Below are 17,778 nucleotides of genomic sequence, written 5' to 3'. Positions count from 1 at the left end.
AACCTTGCACTCTGCCCCCGGCAAGTTCCGTTTACAGGCATTTCGCTATATATTCTGATATATAGCGTTTCACTCGCCTACCACGGAGCCGTTTCATGATCATTCGTGCCTCACGTTTTGCCCCTGTGTGCCTGTTCAGCGTGTTCGCTTTCGGATCCGCCCACGCGGATGAAGTCCAGGTCGCCGTTGCCGCCAACTTCACCGCGCCGATCCAGGCCATCGCTGCAGACTTCGAGAAAGACACCGGGCACAAACTGGTCACCTCCTTTGGTGCAACCGGCCAGTTCTATACCCAGATCAAGAACGGCGCGCCATTCGAAGTGTTCCTCTCAGCAGATGACACCACCGCGCAAAAACTCGAGACCGAAGGCGACACCGTCAAGGGTTCGCGCTTCACCTACGCCATCGGCACCCTGGCGCTGTGGTCGGCCAAGGAAAGTTATGTCGATGCCAAGGGCAAAGTGCTAAGCGACAATAAGTATCAGCATCTTTCCATCGCTAACCCGAAAGCTGCGCCTTATGGCCTGGCCGCTACACAAGTGCTGGCCAGGCAGGGCCTGACCGACAAGGTCAAAGACAAGATCGTCGAAGGCCAGAACATCACCCAGGCTTACCAATTCGTGTCCACCGGCAATGCCGAACTCGGTTTTGTGGCCTTGTCGCAGATCTACAAAGACGGCAAAGTGACCAGCGGTTCGGCCTGGATCGTTCCGGCCAACCTGCATGACCCAATCAAACAAGACGCGGTGATCCTCAACAAGGGCAAGGACAACCCGGCCGCCAAGGCATTGGTTGACTACCTCAAGGGGCCTAAAGCCGCCGCCGTCATCAAGTCCTACGGTTACCAACTCTAAATGACACTGTCGAGTGCCGATTATTCCGCGATCTGGTTGACCCTGAAACTGGCGTCCCTGACCACGCTCATCCTGCTGATCGTTGGCACCCCGATTGCGTTATGGCTGTCGCGCACCCAATCCTGGTTGCGCGGACCGGTCGGGGCGATCGTCGCCCTGCCCCTGGTGCTGCCGCCCACGGTGATCGGCTTTTACTTGCTGCTGGCCCTCGGCCCGAACGGGTGGATCGGCCACTTCACCCAATCGCTGGGGCTCGGCACCCTCACCTTCAGTTTTGCAGGGTTGGTGATCGGCTCAGTGCTGTACTCGATGCCATTCGTGGTCCAACCGCTGCAAAATGCATTTTCCGCCATCGGCACTCGCCCACTGGAAGTGGCCGCCACCTTGCGCGCCAATCCGTGGGATACGTTCTTCAGCGTGATGGTGCCGCTGGCCCGCCCCGGTTTCATCACCGCGGCCATTCTCGGTTTCGCCCACACCGTCGGCGAGTTCGGTGTGGTGCTGATGATCGGCGGCAATATTCCCGACAAAACCCGCGTGGTCTCGGTGCAGATCTACGATCACGTCGAAACCATGGAATACGCCCAGGCTCATTGGTTGGCCGGGGCGATGCTGGTGTTCTCTTTTGCAGTGTTGCTGGCGCTCTACTCCAGCCGTAAAACCAAAATGGGCTGGGGCTGATCGATGATTCATATGCGCTTGAAACTGAGTTATTCGGGGTTCGCCCTGAATGTCGACCTGCAACTGCCCGGTCGCGGAGTGACGGCGCTTTATGGTCATTCCGGCTCGGGCAAAACCACCTGTCTGCGCTGTATCGCCGGCCTGGAACACGCTGAACAGGGTTTTATCCAGGTCAACGATGAACTCTGGCAGGACAGCGACCAGCGGGTTTTCGTGCCGCCGCATAAACGCGCCGTGGGTTATGTCTTCCAGGAAGCCAGCCTGTTTCCCCATCTGTCAGTGCGGGCCAACCTCGAATTCGGCCTCAAGCGTATCCCCCGCCAACAGCGCCGGGTCGACATGGCGCATGCCACTGAACTGTTGGGGATCGGCCATTTGCTCGACCGCCACCCGCAGAACCTTTCCGGCGGCGAGCGCCAGCGGATCGGTATCGCTCGCGCCCTGCTGACCAGCCCCAAACTGTTGCTGATGGACGAACCGCTGGCGGCGCTCGATACCCAGCGTAAAAACGAAATCCTGCCGTACCTGCAACGGCTGCACGATGAGCTCGACATCCCGGTGCTGTACGTCAGCCATTCCCAGGATGAAGTCGCGCGGCTCGCCGACCACCTCGTCCTGCTCAGCAACGGCAAGGCGCTGGCCAGCGGCCCCATCGGCGAAACCCTGGCCAGGCTCGATCTGCCGCTGGCGCTGGGCGACGACGCCGGCGTGGTGATTGAAGGCCACGTCAGCGCCTATGACGCTGGTTATCAATTGTTGACCTTGCAACTGCCCGACACCGAACTGAGCATTCGGGTTGCCCATGCGCCAATGACCAAGGGCCAGGCCCTGCGCTGCAAGGTTCAGGCGCGGGATGTCAGCCTGAGCCTGCAAGGCGTCGAACAGAGCAGCATCCTCAATCGCCTGCCGGTCACGGTGATCAGTGAAATCGGCGCCGACAACGCCGCTCACGTACTGATCCGCCTCAACGCCGCTGGCACCCCGCTGCTGGCGCGAATCACCCGCTACTCCCGGGATCAGTTGGGCGTGCACCCCGGCCAGCAACTCTGGGCACAAATCAAAGCGGTGGCGGTGCTGGCCTAAAATCTGTCGGCACTCTCCAGACATTCTTCAGGCACCCCAGCATCGGCGCGTGGTCTATGGGTAAACGCCCCGATTCGCCGCCCAGGATTGCCAGCCATGCCAGATAGCGCATTGTCCGATGGACTGCCGTCCGACCTGCATTACATCGACGACAGCCAACCCGGCATCACCCGCAAGAAGTTGCGTGGCGCGTTCGGCTATTTCGCCCCGTCGGGTCAGCGCATTACCGATCCGAATGAAATCAAACGCATCAATGCCCTCGCGGTGCCGCCCGCCTATACCGACGTGTGGATTTGCCCCGACCCGCGCGGCCATCTGCAAGCCACCGGTCGCGACGCTCGTGGCCGCAAGCAATACCGTTATCACCCGCGCTGGCGCGAAGTGCGCGATGCCAATAAATACTCGCGTTTACGGGAGTTCGGTCTGGCGCTGCCGAAACTGCGCAAACAGCTTGAAACTCTGTTGGCGGCACCCGGCTTCAGCCGCGACAAGGTGATGGCCATGGTGATTACCTTGCTCGATGCGACGCTGATCCGGGTCGGCAACACTCAATACGCTCGGGATAACCGTTCCTACGGCCTGACGACCCTGCGCAGCCGTCACGTCGAAATCAATGGCAGCGCGATCCTGTTCCAGTTTCGCGGCAAGAGCGGCATCGAGCACCAGATCACCGTAAAAGACCGGCGCCTGGCGCGGATCATCAAGCGTTGCCTGGAGATTCCCGGGCAAGACCTCTTTCAGTATCTGGACGAAGACGGCGACCGGCACACCGTCAGCTCCTCCGACATCAACGCCTACCTGCAGACGTTGACCGGTGCCGATTTCACCGCCAAGGACTACCGCACCTGGGCCGGCAGCGCATTGGCGTTGGCGGTGTTGCGCAAGCTGCAATGGGAGTCGCCAGCCGAGGCGAAGCAGCACGTGGTGGACATGGTCAAGAATGTCGCCCGGCAGCTGGGAAATACCCCGGCAGTGTGCCGCAAGTGCTACATCCACCCGGCGGTCGTCGATGGATTCATGCAGGGCGTATTGGCCGAACTGCCTCGATCCAGAGGGCGTAAAAGACTCAGACCAGAGGAAGTGGCCTTGGCGGTGCTTCTGGAGAAGCTTATGGAGACGGCTGAAACGTAGTGAGTTGCCTTCGGAGACACTCCCAACCGACGAACTGACCCACCAGTTTTTTGCATGATCGCAAAGCGCTTCTATGCTTGATCTGAACACGAACAGCTTCGGTGGACGCCATGGAAGACATTTTCGTTGTGAAACGCTGCAACAAGATCATCGTTCATGGCCGCCGGGCCGGAGAAACCGGTCACCCACCGCCCGAAGCCGCTGTCTGGTATCGCATCGTCGATACCCGCACTCGCGGCTTCATCGGTGACGGTTTCGATCTTGAAGAGGACGCCAAGCGCGAATGTCGCCGGCTTAATGAGGCCAGTTCGCCGGTGTCGCATGGGTTGGCTTGACGCCGGCCACTTTCATTTTCCGGGTCTATACTTGAAGGAGCTGAAGGACCAGCGACCCATCGGCAGAAAGCTCGCTCCCCCGCGGGCTTTTTGTTGCCCTTTAGCCGATTTCTTTGAACGGAGGTGATTGTCATGTCAGAGAAAGAGTCTATCGCTACCTTGCTCACCCTGCTTGATTCCCGTCAGGCGCGTCTTGCCGCTGCGTGCAAAGAGATCGCCGATTGGGTCGATCATCAAGGGGGGCATCCGACAGCCCTCAGGATTCGTGACCGTCTGAACGACATTGAGAAGGACACGCCGCAAATTCGCAGCGCGTTGTCTGCACTCAAACAGGTCGAGCCGCCACTGCCTCGGTTCAAATCAGCCGACCGCGTTATTTGAGCCAGGGACAGCGTCCAATTCAGGACACCTGAGCGGTGACATCTTCGTCACCGTGGTTGTACCTGCCTGCCAGACTCGCGCTACATCCCAACCCGGCCCGGTTTGCCGGGCTTTTTTTATTCGTGCCTTCGGCCATTTCACACCGCCTTCACAAGCCACCTCCTACAGTTCACTTGCTCCTTTGAATATATCCCCTGGCCCGCCCGCATGCGGGCCATTTTTTTGCCTGCCGTAACGCGAACGAACGCCCTCACCCGCCGGGTGTCGAACGCTTACACATCACGAAGGAGAATGTCCCATGGTCACTCACTTCAAAGTCGGCGGGCACCTGGCCTGCGGGCACAAAGGCAGCAATCTGACTTCCAGCAACGTACTGAACCGGGTGAAATGCAGAAGCTGCCGCAACACCGATGCGTTCAAGGAAGCGCGCAAAGCCGAACGCAACGCCGCACGTCGGGCCGCACGCAAGGCCAAAGCCCCCCATGCCGCCAATGACTGGCGCTCATCCTGGATACAACGACTGATCGAAATGCCCGGCTTGCAACGACTACCACGTGGTTTTGCTGGCCAGCCATTTGTGTAGCTGACGCGTTTGGCCGCGCTCGGGTTATGACTCGGACGCAGCAAGGGGCGTGAAATGAATCTATCGGTTATTCAATCCACCCGGCGTGAGGATTTCCTCTAGAAAATCGATAAACACATTGATCCGGCTAGAACCCCGGTGATTGGGCAAATACAGCGCATTGATGCAACTGCTCGCGCTGCCGGGGTTGACTTCGTAATGCTCCAACAACCGCGTCAGCCGGCCTGCGGCGACATCGTCGCGCACCAGCCAGTCAGCCAGCAGGGTCACGCCGCCGCCAGCGATTGCCGCTTCGCGCAGGATGTCGGCGTTGTTGCTTTGCAAGCGGCCGTGCACATTAAGCTGGATGGTTTCCTCGTCGCCCTGGAACGTCCAGTAATGGTGCGAACCACCGTAATCAAAGCGCAGGCATTGGTGCTCGAGCAAGTCCCGAGGATGACACGGCGCTGTGTGGCGGCTCAGGTAATCCGGGCTGACCACCACCCAGCGCTGGAAGGCCCCTACCCGTTTACTGACGATGTCTTCACTGACCACCGACGATCCGAGACGCACTGACACGTCGATCTGTTCGCTCAGCAGGTCACTGACCTGATCGCTCAACGACACGCTTATTTCCAGTCCGGGATGGCGCTCAAGCAATCGGCCCAGATGCGGCGCGATGATCCGCCGACCAAATTCGACGGGGACGCTGATCCGCAGGCGTCCTTGCGCCTCGCTGCCACGGTCGGCAACCACGGCATCGGCTTCGTCGATGGCGTCAAGAATCGCCACAGCCTTTTCGAAATAAGTTTGCCCGGCGACGGTCACGCTGGTGTTGCGTGTCGTGCGGTTGAGCAAACTGGCGCCCAGCTCGCTTTCCAGTCCCGCCACCTGGCGAGTGACCGAAGACGTCGAGATGCCGAGTTTACGCGCCGCCGAGGAATAACCGCCGCAACGCACGGTTTCAACAAACATCTTCAGTGCCAGCAACTTATCCATAAGTGGAGCCCGGTCGAAAAGGAACGGTGATGATTGTGCATCACCGTTCGCCAGCCGTCTTGTACGGCCGTGCTTCACCGGACGCCCCGGCGCCTGGCGCTCAGGCATTAGCCTTGCGACCGAGGAACATCACCAGGGCCAGCGTCGGGAGCAATGCCACCGACATGGCAGACAGGCTCCAGCCGAAGTGTTCGTAGAGCGGGCTTGCCACCAGCGATCCCAAGGCACCGCCAACGAAGATGCTGGTCATGTACACGGCGTTGAGTCGTGCCCGGCTGTGCGGGTCAATCGCGTACACCTCGCGCTGGCCCAGCACCATGTTCAATTGCACGGCGAAATCCAGCAACACCGCACACACCACCAGCCACAGGTAACTGCTGCCGGGCAGCGCAGCGATCAACAATGAAACCGGTGCAAGTAACAGTGCGACCAGTGTCCCGCGGCGGCCGTGACCGGCATCGGCCAAGCGCCCGGCAATCGGCGCAGCGACTGCACCTACCGCTCCGACCAGGGCAAAAATCGCCACCTGCGCCTGGCTGAAACCGTGGTGACGCATCAGCTCAATCGGTGCGAGGGTCCAGAACAGGCTGAAGCTGGCGAACAACAAGCCCTGATACACCGAACGTTGACGCAGCACCGGATGGCGACGAGCCAGGGTAAACACCGAGCCAATCAACGCGGCGTAAGTCGCCTGATGCGTCGGCACACGGCGCGGCAGCGCCGCCGCGGTGATCAGGGCGATGACGGCCATCAGTGCCGCCGCGCTGTAAAACACCCCGCGCCAGCCGAACACTTCCACTAGCAGGCTGGACAGCGGACGCGACAACAGAATGCCCAGCAGCAGCCCGCTCATGATATTGCCCACCACGCGGCCACGCGTTGCTTCGGGGGCCAGGTGCGCCGCCAGTGGCACCAGAATCTGCACTGCGACTGAAGTAAGGCCGATCAGCAATGAAAATACGAGGAACATCGACGGCGAGTGCGTCAGCCCGGCACACAACAGCGTAACGCTCGCCGCGAGGGTGAAGCCCACGACCAGACGCCGGTTTTCCATCAGGTCGGCCAGCGGCACCAGCAACAGCAGGCCCAGCGCATAACCAAACTGTGTGAGTGAAACGATCAGGCTGGCATTGGCGTTGGACAGGCCGATCTGCGGCGCGATCAATTCGACAATCGGCTGGGCGTAATACAGGTTGGCCACGACCGCGCCGCAGCAAAACGCCAGGAACGCGACCATCAGGCCGGAGAGTGAAGCAGGCTGTTCGGCCTTGGCCGCTGCTGCGGGGTTACCCGTGAGCATGATGACACCTCGTAGAGTTCGGGAAAGTGGTGGCAAGGCTAAGGGCACGGGTCGATGCAGAGAATCCATCATCCGGGCAATGGAGTGATGCGCCATCCGCAACGATGCCGGCGTTGCTGTTGGCGCAATGCGCTATTGCGCGACGTGGCAATACTCCGGCGCTTGCGCTTTCTCTAACCTTGGGCACTTGGCGCAGGGCTCTCCATCAGCGCCCTTCCCCCGGATGCTCAAGGAGCTGTTCATGATCCCGAATCCCTCATCAATGCGCACCGCGCGTCTCTCGTGCTTCAAATCCTCATGAAGGGCAACGTCCTGAGATCCAGCCCCCTCTGGATCAGCGCAGCCGTCCTCGCCACGATTGGTGCAATCGGTGCGGCGATGCTGATGTGGCGCCCGGCAATAGCGCCCATTGAGCGCCCGCGAACGTTCGATTCCGCGCAATTGCAGCGCGGTGCGCGGGTCGTCGAGGCTGGCGATTGTGCGGTGTGCCATACGCGCCCCGGCGGTCAATACATGGCGGGGGGACTGGCGCTGGTGACGCCGTTCGGCACGCTCTACAGCACCAACATCACACCCGACCCGCAGACCGGTATTGGCCAATGGTCACTGCCGGCGTTCGAGCGGGCGATGCGTGAGGGGATCTCCCGCGATGGCCACTTCCTGTACCCCGCCTTCCCGTACGTTCACTACCGCCGCATGACTGAAGGCGACATTGCCGACGCGTATGCGTATTTGATGAGCGGCCCTGCCGTGAACTCGCCGGCCATGCAAAACCGCATGAATTTCCCGATGAACATCCGGCCGCTGGTGTCGTTCTGGAATCTGCTGTTCTTGCATGCAAAGCCGCTGACGCCTGTGGCGCAGCAATCTGATGCGTGGAATCGCGGGCGTTATCTGGTTGAAGGGCCCGGCCACTGCGCGGGCTGCCATTCACCGTTGAACCTGATCGGTGCCGAGAAGTCCGGCGAAAGCCTCGCGGGCGGTGTTGTGGATGGCTGGGAGGCGCCTTCGCTGCTCGGCATGGCCCGTCGCGCAAACGCGTGGAGCAGCGAGCAATTGGTCGGCTATCTGCGGGCAGAAGTGGTAGACAGGCACGGCACAGCCGCCGGCCCAATGCGCCCGGTCAGCCTCAGTCTGGCCCGCTTGCCGGTCAGTGACGCCGAGGCGATTGCCGAGTATTTGCTGAGCCTGAAAACCAAGGCGGCAGTCACCGAAACCCAACGCGGCGCTGCGAGCGTTGAGACCTACGACCAGACCAGCGGCGCCCTGCTGTTCGCCAGTGCCTGCGCCGGTTGTCATGCCCCTGCGGCGCCGATGCGCGAGATCGACGGGCGTCCGGGGCTGGATCGCACGTCGGCGCTGCAAGCCACGAGCGCACGCAACTTCCTGAAAACCGTGCTCGAAGGCGTGCCGGCAACGCCGGGCGTGCCCGGACCGGTCATGCCGCCATTTGCCGCCAGCCTGGACAACGTTCAACTCACAGCCCTGGCGTCCTACCTGCGCCAGCAAGCCAGACCTGACCAACCCTGGGCAGAGCTTTCTTCCACTATTGAAGCGATCCGTCAGGAGACGAAATGACCCAAGTCACGCTGAACGTCAACGGCTCGGCCCACGCCTTGGAGCTGGAACCTGACATGCCGCTGCTCTACGCGCTGCGCAATCACTTGGGGCTGAACGGCGCCAAGTACGGGTGTGGTTTGGGGCAGTGCGGCGCCTGTACGGTCATCGTCGATGACAAGCCTGTCTTTTCTTGCGTGACGCCCTGCGCGGGCCTTGAAGGCAAGAAGGTTCGAACGGTTGAAAGCCTCGGCACGGCCGAACGTCCCGGCCCTTTGCAAAAAGCCTTTATCGACAAACAAGCGGCTCAATGCGGCTACTGCATCGCCGGCATGTTGATGCGCGCGCAGTCATTGCTGGAAAGCAATCCGCACCCGGACGAACAGACCATTCGCGAGCACATGGCAGGCAACCTGTGTCGTTGCGGCACCCATCTGCGGATTATCGAGGCCATCAGCCTGGTGGCCGGGCAAAACGGGAGCGCGACATGACAGTGGAGCAAAAAGTCGACCACAGTCGCCGGGCGTTCTTGCGTGGGGGCGCGTTGCTGGTAGCGTTTACCCTGGTGCCGACGGCGCGTCGTGCATGGGCCGACACCGAAGTGGATACCCTCGGCACGGTGGTGCTGGCGCCTGATTTGCCCGGCAGCCTGCGCACCAACCCCTACCTCGATGCGTGGATCCGCGTGGGCCCTGAAGGCATCACCGTCTACACCGGCAAGGTCGAATTGGGCACTGGCGTTAAAACAGCCTTGCTGCAAATTGCCGCCGAACGTCTGGAGGTTTCCCCGACGGCGATCAACCTGCTGACGGCCGACACCGCTCTGACGCCCAACGAAGGCTACACCGCCGGCAGCCACAGCATTTTCGACAGCGGCACCGCGTTGTTCAACGCGGCGGCGCAGGTGCGTGAGTTACTGCTGCAGTCGGCCGGGCGCAGCTGGGAGGTAGCACCGCCACTGTTGAGGACGCAGGAAGGCGTCATTCACGGCCTTGCCGGACAACGAATGTCCTACGCTGACGCCGTCAAAAACGTCGATCTGCACCTCTATGCCAAGTCCGAATCGCCGGCAATGCCAGCGACCGGCTTCAAGCTGATCGGTCATTCGCTGCAACGGCTGGATATTCCGGCAAAAGTCAGCGGCGGCCCCGCATTTGTTCAGGACATTCGTCTGCCGGGCATGCTGCACGCTCGGGTCATTCGCCCTCCTCGTCCCGGCTGCACGCTGGAAGCCTTCGACGCGGAGTCGATCAAAACGTTGCCGGGAGTTGTACAGGTGATTCGCGACGGCAATTACCTTGCCGTGGTGGCGCGTGATGAATGGCAAGCGATCAAAGCCATGCGCAGCGGATATGAATTGGCGCGCTGGAGCGGCGGGCAAGCCATACCCGAGTCACGGGACATCCACACACTGCTCGAACGCCTGCCGTCACGCCGCTATCCGATCAGCCATGAGGGCACGCCACAGGTCGCGACCGACAGCAGCTATCGCGCGCGCGTAACCAAGCAATACCTGATGCACGGATCCATCGGCCCCTCCTGCGCCGTGGCCTGGTTCAAGGACGGCTCCCTCACCGTCTGGACCCACACCCAAGGCGTGTATCCGCTGCGCGCCGGGATCGCCGAAATGCTGCGGCTACCTGCCGACCGCGTTCGCTGCATCCACACCGAAGGGTCCGGTTGTTACGGCCACAACGGCGCAGACGATGCGGCGGCCGACGCGGCGTTGATTGCCATGCGAATACCGGGCACGCCGGTGCGGGTGCAGTGGATGCGCGAGCAGGAAAATCTCTGGGAACCCTACAGCTCGGCGATGGTGACCGAAGTGCAGGCCAACCTTGATGCGCAAGGTCGATTGCAGGACTGGAACTATGAACTGTGGACCACGCCGCACAACGAACGCATCGTCAATGCAGGTCGGTTGTTGCCGGCGCGACTACTGGCTCGGCCGTTCACCTCCGCGCCCTCGGTGCCCATCGCTCAACCTGAAGGCGATGGCGATCGCAATGCCGTGCCGCTGTACACGCTGGCATCGACGCGCATCAACATGAACTTCGTCACTGAGATGCCGTTTCGCACCTCAGCCATGCGCTCGCTGGGCGCGCACATCAACATCTTCGCGATCGAGGCTTGCATCGATGAGCTTGCCGCCAAGGCCGGGAGCGATCCGGTTGCCTTGCGCCTTGCCCATCTGGCAGATCCCCGGGCACGGGCCGTGGTGGAGCGCGTGCGCGACGCCATCGGCTGGTCGCAAAAAAGCAGCGAGCCTGGCGCGGGCATCGGCTTCGCGTTTGCCCGCTACAAAAACATCATGGGCTATTGCGCGATCGCGGTGCGCTTGCGCGTGCATCCGCAGACCGGCGAGGTGCAGGTCGATCACGTCGTCACGGCGGTAGACGTCGGGCAAATCGTCAATCCCGATGGCCTGCGCAACCAGGTGGAAGGCGGAATCGTGCAGTCCACCAGTTGGACGCTGTATGAAAAAGTCGCCTATGACGCCGGAGGCATACGCAGCTACGACTGGAGTGGTTACCCGATCCTGCGCTTTTCTCAGGTGCCGAAAAAGGTCGACGTTCACCTGCTCGACCAGCCGGGTCAACCGTTTCTCGGCGCCGCCGAAATCGTCCAGGGGCCGATGGCCGCCGCCCTCGGCAACGCCGTGGCGAACGCTACCGGCCGGCGCTGGCTGAACCTTCCTCTGACCCGCTCGGAGCAGCCGTCCTGACCCTGCGCAGCGTTGCGTTTCACGCAATGCTGCGTAGAGGCTTTTGCGGATTATCAAGCGGCATGCAGCAGATTAACTTACGGCCATACGGTGCTTGGCCAAACGTCCATCGCCGCCCTGCTTCCTCTTTTCGAAACCTGGAGAAATTCTATGACACAGCCACTGTTCCAACCCATCGCATTGGGGCCGTACACACTCCCGCACCGGGTGGCGATGGCGCCGTTGACACGCTCGCGTGCCGGGCAACCGGGCGATATCCCGACGGCCATGAACGCCGAGTATTACCGCCAGCGTGCAAGCGCCGCGTTGATCATCACCGAGGCGACCCAGATCTCCCGACAGGGCCAGGGCTATGCCTGGACCCCAGGAATCTACAGTGATGAGCAGGTACAGGCCTGGCGTGAAGTCAGCAGCCAAGTGCACGAGGCCGGCGGTTTGATCTTCATGCAACTCTGGCACGTGGGCCGCGTGTCGCACCCAAGCTTTCAGCCCGGCAACGCCCTTCCGGTGGCCCCGAGCGCATTACCCGTACCGGGCAAGACGTTCATCGTCGACGCGGATGGCAACGGTGTGTGGGGCGATGTGCCGGTTCCGCGTGCACTGGAAACCTCGGAGATCGCTGACATCATCAGCGACTACCGCCGGGCCGCACGCAATGCGCTGAATGCCGGGATGGATGGCGTGGAAATTCACGCCGGCAACGGCTATCTGTTGGATCAATTCATCAACAGCAACAGTAACCAGCGCGAGGATAGCTACGGCGGCAGCCTGGAAAACCGCGCGCGCCTGTTATTGGAAGTGGTTGCTGCGGTCGTCGACGAAGTTGGCGCAGAGCGCGTGGGCGTACGCCTCACTCCAATGGGACGCTTCATGGGCATGGGCGATGAGACGCCGCAAGCGACGTTCGGCCATATCGTACGTTCGTTGAACCACTGGAATCTGGCCTACCTGCACCTCGTCGAGCCTGCCGTCGTCGGCACCGTCAAGGACGAGAACTTCGATCCGCGCTGGGATGCAATCATCGGCCAACTGCGTGCCGCGTGGGACGGCGTGCTGATGATCGCCGGAGGCTACGACCCCGAGACGGCGGAACAGGCGTTGATCGACGGCCGTGCGGACATCATCGCGTTCGGCAGACCGTTTCTGGCCAACCCTGACCTGCCACGGCGAATTCGCGACGGGTTGTCGCTCAATACGCCGGACCCGAGCACCTTCTTTGGTGGCGATCAGCGTGGATACGTGGATTACCCGGTGCACTCCTGACGTTGCCGCTGACGTTCGTCGTCTTCGTATCATCACCTGCACAGACGACGGGTCAGATCATTCAGAAGCCATCGGCCTGCTTTGCCTAAAGAGCGATTTTGCATGTGCGCTGCGTAGATCGTCAGTGTGTCTGGTGTGCGCTGAAGTTCGGCGGTTAACTCAAGCGGCAGGAGGCGTCCTGAAGCCAGATGATCCGCAATCAGATGCTCTGGCATTCGACACCAACCGAACCCGGCGAGCAAAAAATCCAGCCGCCGTGCCAAATCTACAAACCGCCATGGGTGACTGCTCGTCACCCCATAGCCAGGGCCGTCGGGAGAAACCGGATCGGAAAGTACCAGCTGCACAAAAGGCTTGAGGTCTGCACTTGTTGCTCGACGGCCTAACATAGCCAGGGGATGCCCGCTGGCGACTACTGGCCTCAAGTCGACGCTGAGCAGCGGCAGTGCGATGACATCGTCGGGCACTGTCGGAATCAATGTGCAAAGCGCCAGCGCGGCGTCGTCGTTGCGCAATCGGCGCTCTGCGCCACCCAAGCCTTCTGTAGAAAAACTCACTGCCAGATGCGGAAAAGCCTCACGGAGAGCGCGCAGGCTTTCGATGAGCGGTGCGCTAGGGACTAAAGGGTCTATGGCGATAGCCAACTCTGGCTCAACCCCTGATGCGGTACTTGCGGCCATAGCTTCAAACTGGGCAGCGCTTGCCAGCACCGCGCGCGCTTGAACCACCAGCACTCTACCTACCTCAGTGAGCGTTGGACGATGGCCGCTGCGATCAAACAGCCTCACACCTTGAACTGACTCAAGTGTGGCAATCGACTGGCTAATGGCGGATTGAGCACGCCGCAGGTGACGTCCCGTTGCCGAGAAACTGCCTGTATCAGCAATGGTTACAAGAATCCGCAACTGATCCAGGCTGAGATTTCCGATCATGACCCATCACTTAAACAGATGGACTCAATCATATTTACATCACTCCTGCGTAGAGATCGCATTGGGTAGAGTGTGTCGCACATCGCCTAAAGCGACAACGCAAACCATACCGCCGCCTCACCGCGCAGGAGTTACTTTTATGTCCAGGCTTCTCACCATTGAAACCAGCCCACGTGGCGAGGCTTCAATCTCCCGGCAGCTCACTCGCCGATTTGTGGCCGCATGGGAAACTGCACACCCTGGGGGCGCCATCAAAATACGGGATCTAACGGACACTGCGCTTACGTACGTGACGGCCCCTTGGTTACAGGCTTACTTCACCCCTGAAACCCAACATTCGCCTGAAATGAAAGCCGTGTTGCAGCTATCCGATGAGCTTACGGCCGAGTTGCTGGAAACCGATCACCTGGTTATTTCAACGCCGGTCTACAACTATAACGTCCCTGCGGCGCTCAAGGCGTGGGTGGATCACGTAGTACGTAAAGGCCTGACCTTGGGCTTTGATGGTAAAGGGCTGGTGACCGGTAAAAAGGCGACGGTGCTGCTCGCCTCGGGAGGTGTATACAGCAACGACTCCCCGATTAGAGACCGTGACATTGCGACCCAATATTTGAAACTGATCCTGAACATCCTGGGTATTACTGAGGTGACCTTTATTGCGGCCGGCGGCGCTAAAGCGGTAGATCTGGGAGAAATCAGCATGCGCGATTTCCTCGCTACATTTGATCATCAAATTCAAGAGTCGTTGGTTTAGAATTCGAGCCGCCAGATTCAATAAGTGCCAATGTATTGGGCTTTGCGTCGATCAGGCTGATCGTTAGTGACTTAGCATGACTCTTTTGCACAAACCCGCCTATTTGAAATCGCCCATCTATTATCGAGGTAATGGTGACCCACTCTTCTGATCAACATGCTGACGAAAAAAGCCTGCCTCGATTGTTGCTCGATCTACTTTGGCAAATCGCCGTACTGTTGATCCCGATTTTTCTCGTGGCGGTATTACCGCTGCTGTGGGCGCTCGGTGTGGTACTGGGTTGTGCTGCCTTGATGTGGCTGACAGCACGGGCCGGTTGGCAACGAACCGGTCGAGGGGCTGCCCGGGTCATGACCTCTGCGGCAATAGGCCTGGGTTTTAATCTGGGCAGGGCTTTGCCGGCGTACTGGGACATTGCAGGGGCAGCGACCGTGATGTTCTGCGGACTGGCTTGCGTCAGTCACCTGGAAAGACGTTTTGGCCTGGTCGATAAAACGCAGGCCAAGTCGTCACCGCTATCGCCGGGGCAGTCTTCAGGCGGCGCCAGTGCCTGGGGTGGGGACGAACCGCGACAAACACCCGAGGGCGAGCCCATCAGGGTATTCAACTACAGCGAAATCGCCATGGGCGGGCCCGTTCTGTGCGATTACCTGTTTCCCGATGGGGTGCTGTTGCAGGGCCTTGGGTCGTCGGCTCGCTTCTCGAATGACGGGCGTTATTTCGCCGCGCCTTTACCCTCGCGCCAAGCCTGGGGGTTGGTGATTCTGGATCGACAGTTGCGTCAGCTTTACCAGTGCTCGTGTGATGAATTTTGGGAACTGGATGCCTTTAACGACGGCACCCTGAGTGGGCGTTACAGCCCTCTGGTCGACAACGGCGCACGGGAGATCAGCCTGGAGCAACTGCTGACGACGGCTGAAAAGATCAGCCTGGTGCCCGTTGTTGACCTTTGGGTTGAGCCTGGTGCCTGGCAAAAAAACCTTGCGCTCGAAACCTTCCGGCAAACGTCCCCGGATGGTCAGCAACGTTTGGACGCCTGTCTGGCGCTGCCGGCCAGCCTGCGCGAATTGCCACAGCCTTGCGCCCCGCTGATGAGCCCGGAATACCGCGTGAGCATAAACGGTGAGTCCACTTCGTTGCTGATCAGGGCCGATACCTCAATCATCTGGAATCACGATAGTCGCTCGTTCGCTTGCCATGCACGGATGGATGATGAGCAACCGCAAGCCCTCGAATACTGGCTCTGGCACGTAGACCGCGGCTGGCAAGCATTGCCTTGCCCGTGGCGATCCGCCGACAGTGAACCCTCTGTGGGTTGGAGCGAACCCCGAGAGCTGGATGACCACTCCCTGCGGCTATCCTCCTACCTCGACTACCCACAGCCTGATCGCGGTCGCTATGGTTATGGCTTGTACAGCGTACACAGCGACTGTGAGTCTCAGGTGGGCCATGATCCGAACGGCCGGGTGCAGGTTGCGCAGCGGCACCTGACTCGCGTGCGGTTGGCCGTGCCGCTGGTGGGTGATGGACAGCGAGGCGCGACGATGGTCGAGTCGGCACCATTGACGGGTGATACGCGGGCTCAATTTAGCTGGCAGCAAGACAACAGCCAGGGGCTCGGGGGGTATACCTGCAGGATTGGGGGTTGGGAGTTACCGGGCGTTTGGCTACTCGATCATCGAGTTTCAGACACTGGACGTTACATCGCATTGATCCCATTCACCCTGCCGCCCGCCACAGCAGGTCATGTGGTGGTGGTCGACGCACAGGAACGACAATTGATGAACAGCCCTCCTCTGTTGGTCGCACGATTGTTGGACTTTCGTGGGCCGAGACTGAGCCTGGCAGTGATTCGAGGTCGCCTGGATCAGGATCGGCAAAGCAGTCCATTGCAGCGCTTTGATCAATCGCCACCCGAGGCGGACGATGCCGCTGAATTTTGTCAGCATCGACAGGACTCGCGGCTTTACTACGAGTGGTGTGAGCTGGATGTCAGCCAACAAGGCCTGAGCGTCCTCCCCGATTGGCGCCTGGTTACACAGCCACAGTCTGCAATCGCCGATGGAAACTTTGTCCAGCCAGCACCGATGGATAAAGATGCCGCTTGGCTGTTCGGGTGTGAAACCGAATACGCCGACAGTTGGCTACGCGTCCAGAGCCCACGCCTGGGCGGGTATTTGCTGACGGCGTCTGGTTGCGCCATCAGCGATCTCGCGCCCTCGATGATCTGGTCCGAGGATGCACGTTATCTCGCGCTGACTCGACTTCATACCCACATCGACGATGACCACGGAGGTCGCCTGGCATGGCAGATCTTGCTGTTGGATATCCAGGAGCGAACCTTGAGGCATTCACCTCAGTGGCTCCACAATCGACCACAGTTCGAAGGTTTCAGTGCCGATGCCTTGAAGGTGCGTCTATTTCTGCGCGACTGGGAAGCCGAGGATGAAAAAGACCGGGGCTCAATCAGCGTGATGAAGGTGAGCGACCTGCTGGCACTCCCCACCGAGTCCCTGTGCCCGCACGCAGGACTCTGGCTGACGAAGGATCAACTTTGTCATTCCCAAGCGTGGCAAGCATTGGATACATCGGCTTTACGCCATTGGCGCTAGTCAGTTTTGTCACTGGCGCCGGCATGGCGCGCGAAAAACTGAGGCACGTTCGGTTGAGTCACGTTAGATGTAGGGCCTGAGCTGACTCTTGCCTGACAATATCGACCGAGACCGCCACCGCCGCCATCGTTCCTCTATTCTCAAGCCAGTGCGTGGTGTTCCTGCGCCACGCTCCGATCTCGATGGGTCAGGGCCTGGAGCCCGCGTCCATCTCGCAGGCCCGCGCCAGGGCTTGCGTATCGATATACTCCCGGATGCTCGTCAGTTTTCCATTTCGCACAGTAATGGCGAAGACCCAGTCGTCCTCCCACGTCCTATTCGTGGCTTTGATTCTCCCCCTGGCGAAGCCGACGACCAGAACCAGGTCACCCTGCGCCACGTATTCGTGGAACTCCATGACTGATGTCTCCATCTTTTCGGAAGCCTTCTGAAGCAGATCTGCCAATCCCGCGTGCCCGCGATACGTGCCGGCCAGCGGCCAGTCCTCGCCCGGAATGATCCATTCAATATCTTCGGAAGTCAGCGCCAGTAGATCTTGCCTATCGCTGCGGCCCATTGCTGTAAAGAAGTTCTTAACAGCCTGGACATTCTTTTGTGTGTTCATCGAAA

Annotated in this window: 17 protein-coding genes; 13 read left to right on the top strand and 4 right to left on the bottom strand. The window is 60.3% G+C overall.

The genetic code is table 11. From position 1 onward, the window contains the following. Window positions 1-95: 95 nt before the first annotated feature. The 7 genes from modA (at window position 96) to J3D54_RS22560 (ending at window position 5,048) form a co-directional block, all read left to right on the top strand. Window positions 96-854: a molybdate ABC transporter substrate-binding protein gene (gene modA / locus J3D54_RS22590; RefSeq protein WP_253422833.1), complete on the top strand. Its 759-nt coding sequence runs from the start codon at window positions 96-98 to the stop codon at window positions 852-854. Beyond that, window positions 855-1,535, top strand: a complete 681-nt coding sequence (gene modB, locus J3D54_RS22585; protein ID WP_253422830.1) for a molybdate ABC transporter permease subunit — start codon at window positions 855-857, stop codon at window positions 1,533-1,535. Between the two features lie 3 nt (window positions 1,536-1,538). After that, complete coding sequence (gene modC / locus J3D54_RS22580; RefSeq protein WP_253422827.1) at window positions 1,539-2,618, top strand: molybdenum ABC transporter ATP-binding protein; 1,080 nt, start codon at window positions 1,539-1,541, stop codon at window positions 2,616-2,618. 96 nt (window positions 2,619-2,714) lie between these two features. After that, window positions 2,715-3,749, top strand: coding sequence for a DNA topoisomerase IB (locus tag J3D54_RS22575; protein WP_253422823.1), 1,035 nt, complete (start codon window positions 2,715-2,717; stop codon window positions 3,747-3,749). 110 nt (window positions 3,750-3,859) lie between these two features. Next, complete coding sequence (locus tag J3D54_RS22570; protein WP_253422820.1) at window positions 3,860-4,084, top strand: hypothetical protein; 225 nt, start codon at window positions 3,860-3,862, stop codon at window positions 4,082-4,084. Window positions 4,085-4,216: 132 nt separating this feature from the next. Further along, complete coding sequence (locus J3D54_RS22565; protein ID WP_253422817.1) at window positions 4,217-4,465, top strand: hypothetical protein; 249 nt, start codon at window positions 4,217-4,219, stop codon at window positions 4,463-4,465. 298 nt (window positions 4,466-4,763) lie between these two features. Further along, window positions 4,764-5,048, top strand: a complete 285-nt coding sequence (locus J3D54_RS22560) for a hypothetical protein (RefSeq protein WP_253422814.1) — start codon at window positions 4,764-4,766, stop codon at window positions 5,046-5,048. A 60-nt stretch (window positions 5,049-5,108) separates the two neighbouring features. Here J3D54_RS22560 and J3D54_RS22555 read toward each other — a convergent pair whose 3' ends face one another. Together J3D54_RS22555 and J3D54_RS22550 are read right to left on the bottom strand one after the other, a co-directional pair. Then, window positions 5,109-6,026 carry a LysR family transcriptional regulator gene (locus J3D54_RS22555; RefSeq protein WP_253422811.1) on the bottom strand — a complete coding sequence of 306 codons (918 nt, stop codon included), beginning with the start codon at window positions 6,024-6,026 and terminating at the stop codon, window positions 5,109-5,111. A gap of 100 nt (window positions 6,027-6,126) precedes the next feature. Then, window positions 6,127-7,326, bottom strand: coding sequence for an MFS transporter (locus J3D54_RS22550; RefSeq protein ID WP_253422808.1), 1,200 nt, complete (start codon window positions 7,324-7,326; stop codon window positions 6,127-6,129). 282 nt (window positions 7,327-7,608) lie between these two features. Here J3D54_RS22550 and J3D54_RS22545 point away from each other — a divergent pair, with 282 nt between their 5' ends. From J3D54_RS22545 to J3D54_RS22530, 4 genes are all read left to right on the top strand, one after another. After that, a complete protein-coding gene (locus J3D54_RS22545) occupies window positions 7,609-8,904 on the top strand; it encodes a cytochrome c (RefSeq protein ID WP_367399626.1) in 1,296 nt (431 codons plus the stop codon). Then, the gene (locus J3D54_RS22540) at window positions 8,901-9,374 is read left to right on the top strand and encodes a (2Fe-2S)-binding protein (protein ID WP_253422806.1); all 474 of its coding nucleotides are present in this window, start codon (window positions 8,901-8,903) and stop codon (window positions 9,372-9,374) included. Before J3D54_RS22545 ends, J3D54_RS22540 begins: the two co-directional genes overlap by 4 nt. Continuing rightward, entirely contained in the window at window positions 9,371-11,608 is a 2,238-nt protein-coding gene (locus tag J3D54_RS22535) for a molybdopterin cofactor-binding domain-containing protein (protein ID WP_253422804.1), read from the top strand. Before J3D54_RS22540 ends, J3D54_RS22535 begins: the two co-directional genes overlap by 4 nt. A gap of 150 nt (window positions 11,609-11,758) precedes the next feature. Continuing rightward, complete coding sequence (locus J3D54_RS22530) at window positions 11,759-12,871, top strand: alkene reductase (protein WP_253422802.1); 1,113 nt, start codon at window positions 11,759-11,761, stop codon at window positions 12,869-12,871. A 32-nt stretch (window positions 12,872-12,903) separates the two neighbouring features. Here the strand turns inward: J3D54_RS22530 and J3D54_RS22525 are convergent, their stop codons facing one another. Continuing rightward, entirely contained in the window at window positions 12,904-13,803 is a 900-nt protein-coding gene (locus J3D54_RS22525; RefSeq protein WP_253422799.1) for a LysR family transcriptional regulator, read from the bottom strand. A 139-nt stretch (window positions 13,804-13,942) separates the two neighbouring features. Here J3D54_RS22525 and J3D54_RS22520 point away from each other — a divergent pair, with 139 nt between their 5' ends. After that, a complete protein-coding gene (locus J3D54_RS22520) occupies window positions 13,943-14,557 on the top strand; it encodes an FMN-dependent NADH-azoreductase (RefSeq protein ID WP_253422796.1) in 615 nt (204 codons plus the stop codon). Between the two features lie 131 nt (window positions 14,558-14,688). Then, window positions 14,689-17,169, top strand: coding sequence for a hypothetical protein (locus J3D54_RS22515; RefSeq protein WP_253422793.1), 2,481 nt, complete (start codon window positions 14,689-14,691; stop codon window positions 17,167-17,169). Between the two features lie 187 nt (window positions 17,170-17,356). Here the strand turns inward: J3D54_RS22515 and J3D54_RS22510 are convergent, their stop codons facing one another. Beyond that, a complete protein-coding gene (locus J3D54_RS22510) occupies window positions 17,357-17,773 on the bottom strand; it encodes a nuclear transport factor 2 family protein (protein WP_253422790.1) in 417 nt (138 codons plus the stop codon). Window positions 17,774-17,778: the final 5 nt, after the last annotated feature.

Origin of the sequence: Pseudomonas sp. GGS8, assembly GCF_024168645.1 — a bacterium.
Lineage (GTDB): Bacteria > Pseudomonadota > Gammaproteobacteria > Pseudomonadales > Pseudomonadaceae > Aquipseudomonas.
This window is presented reverse-complemented; position numbering and strand designations above follow the sequence as displayed.

Coding starts and splice junctions, on each gene's coding strand:
- J3D54_RS22560 (WP_253422814.1), top strand. CDS start 4,764: ATGGTCACTCACTTCAAAGTCGGCGGGCACCTGGCCTGCGGGCACAAA.
- modA (WP_253422833.1), top strand. CDS start 96: ATGATCATTCGTGCCTCACGTTTTGCCCCTGTGTGCCTGTTCAGCGTG.
- J3D54_RS22515 (WP_253422793.1), top strand. CDS start 14,689: ATGGTGACCCACTCTTCTGATCAACATGCTGACGAAAAAAGCCTGCCT.
- J3D54_RS22570 (WP_253422820.1), top strand. CDS start 3,860: ATGGAAGACATTTTCGTTGTGAAACGCTGCAACAAGATCATCGTTCAT.
- modC (WP_253422827.1), top strand. CDS start 1,539: ATGATTCATATGCGCTTGAAACTGAGTTATTCGGGGTTCGCCCTGAAT.
- J3D54_RS22550 (WP_253422808.1), bottom strand. CDS start 7,326: ATGCTCACGGGTAACCCCGCAGCAGCGGCCAAGGCCGAACAGCCTGCT.
- J3D54_RS22510 (WP_253422790.1), bottom strand. CDS start 17,773: ATGAACACACAAAAGAATGTCCAGGCTGTTAAGAACTTCTTTACAGCA.
- J3D54_RS22540 (WP_253422806.1), top strand. CDS start 8,901: ATGACCCAAGTCACGCTGAACGTCAACGGCTCGGCCCACGCCTTGGAG.
- J3D54_RS22565 (WP_253422817.1), top strand. CDS start 4,217: ATGTCAGAGAAAGAGTCTATCGCTACCTTGCTCACCCTGCTTGATTCC.
- J3D54_RS22575 (WP_253422823.1), top strand. CDS start 2,715: ATGCCAGATAGCGCATTGTCCGATGGACTGCCGTCCGACCTGCATTAC.
- J3D54_RS22525 (WP_253422799.1), bottom strand. CDS start 13,803: ATGATCGGAAATCTCAGCCTGGATCAGTTGCGGATTCTTGTAACCATT.
- J3D54_RS22555 (WP_253422811.1), bottom strand. CDS start 6,026: ATGGATAAGTTGCTGGCACTGAAGATGTTTGTTGAAACCGTGCGTTGC.
- J3D54_RS22530 (WP_253422802.1), top strand. CDS start 11,759: ATGACACAGCCACTGTTCCAACCCATCGCATTGGGGCCGTACACACTC.
- modB (WP_253422830.1), top strand. CDS start 855: ATGACACTGTCGAGTGCCGATTATTCCGCGATCTGGTTGACCCTGAAA.
- J3D54_RS22520 (WP_253422796.1), top strand. CDS start 13,943: ATGTCCAGGCTTCTCACCATTGAAACCAGCCCACGTGGCGAGGCTTCA.
- J3D54_RS22535 (WP_253422804.1), top strand. CDS start 9,371: ATGACAGTGGAGCAAAAAGTCGACCACAGTCGCCGGGCGTTCTTGCGT.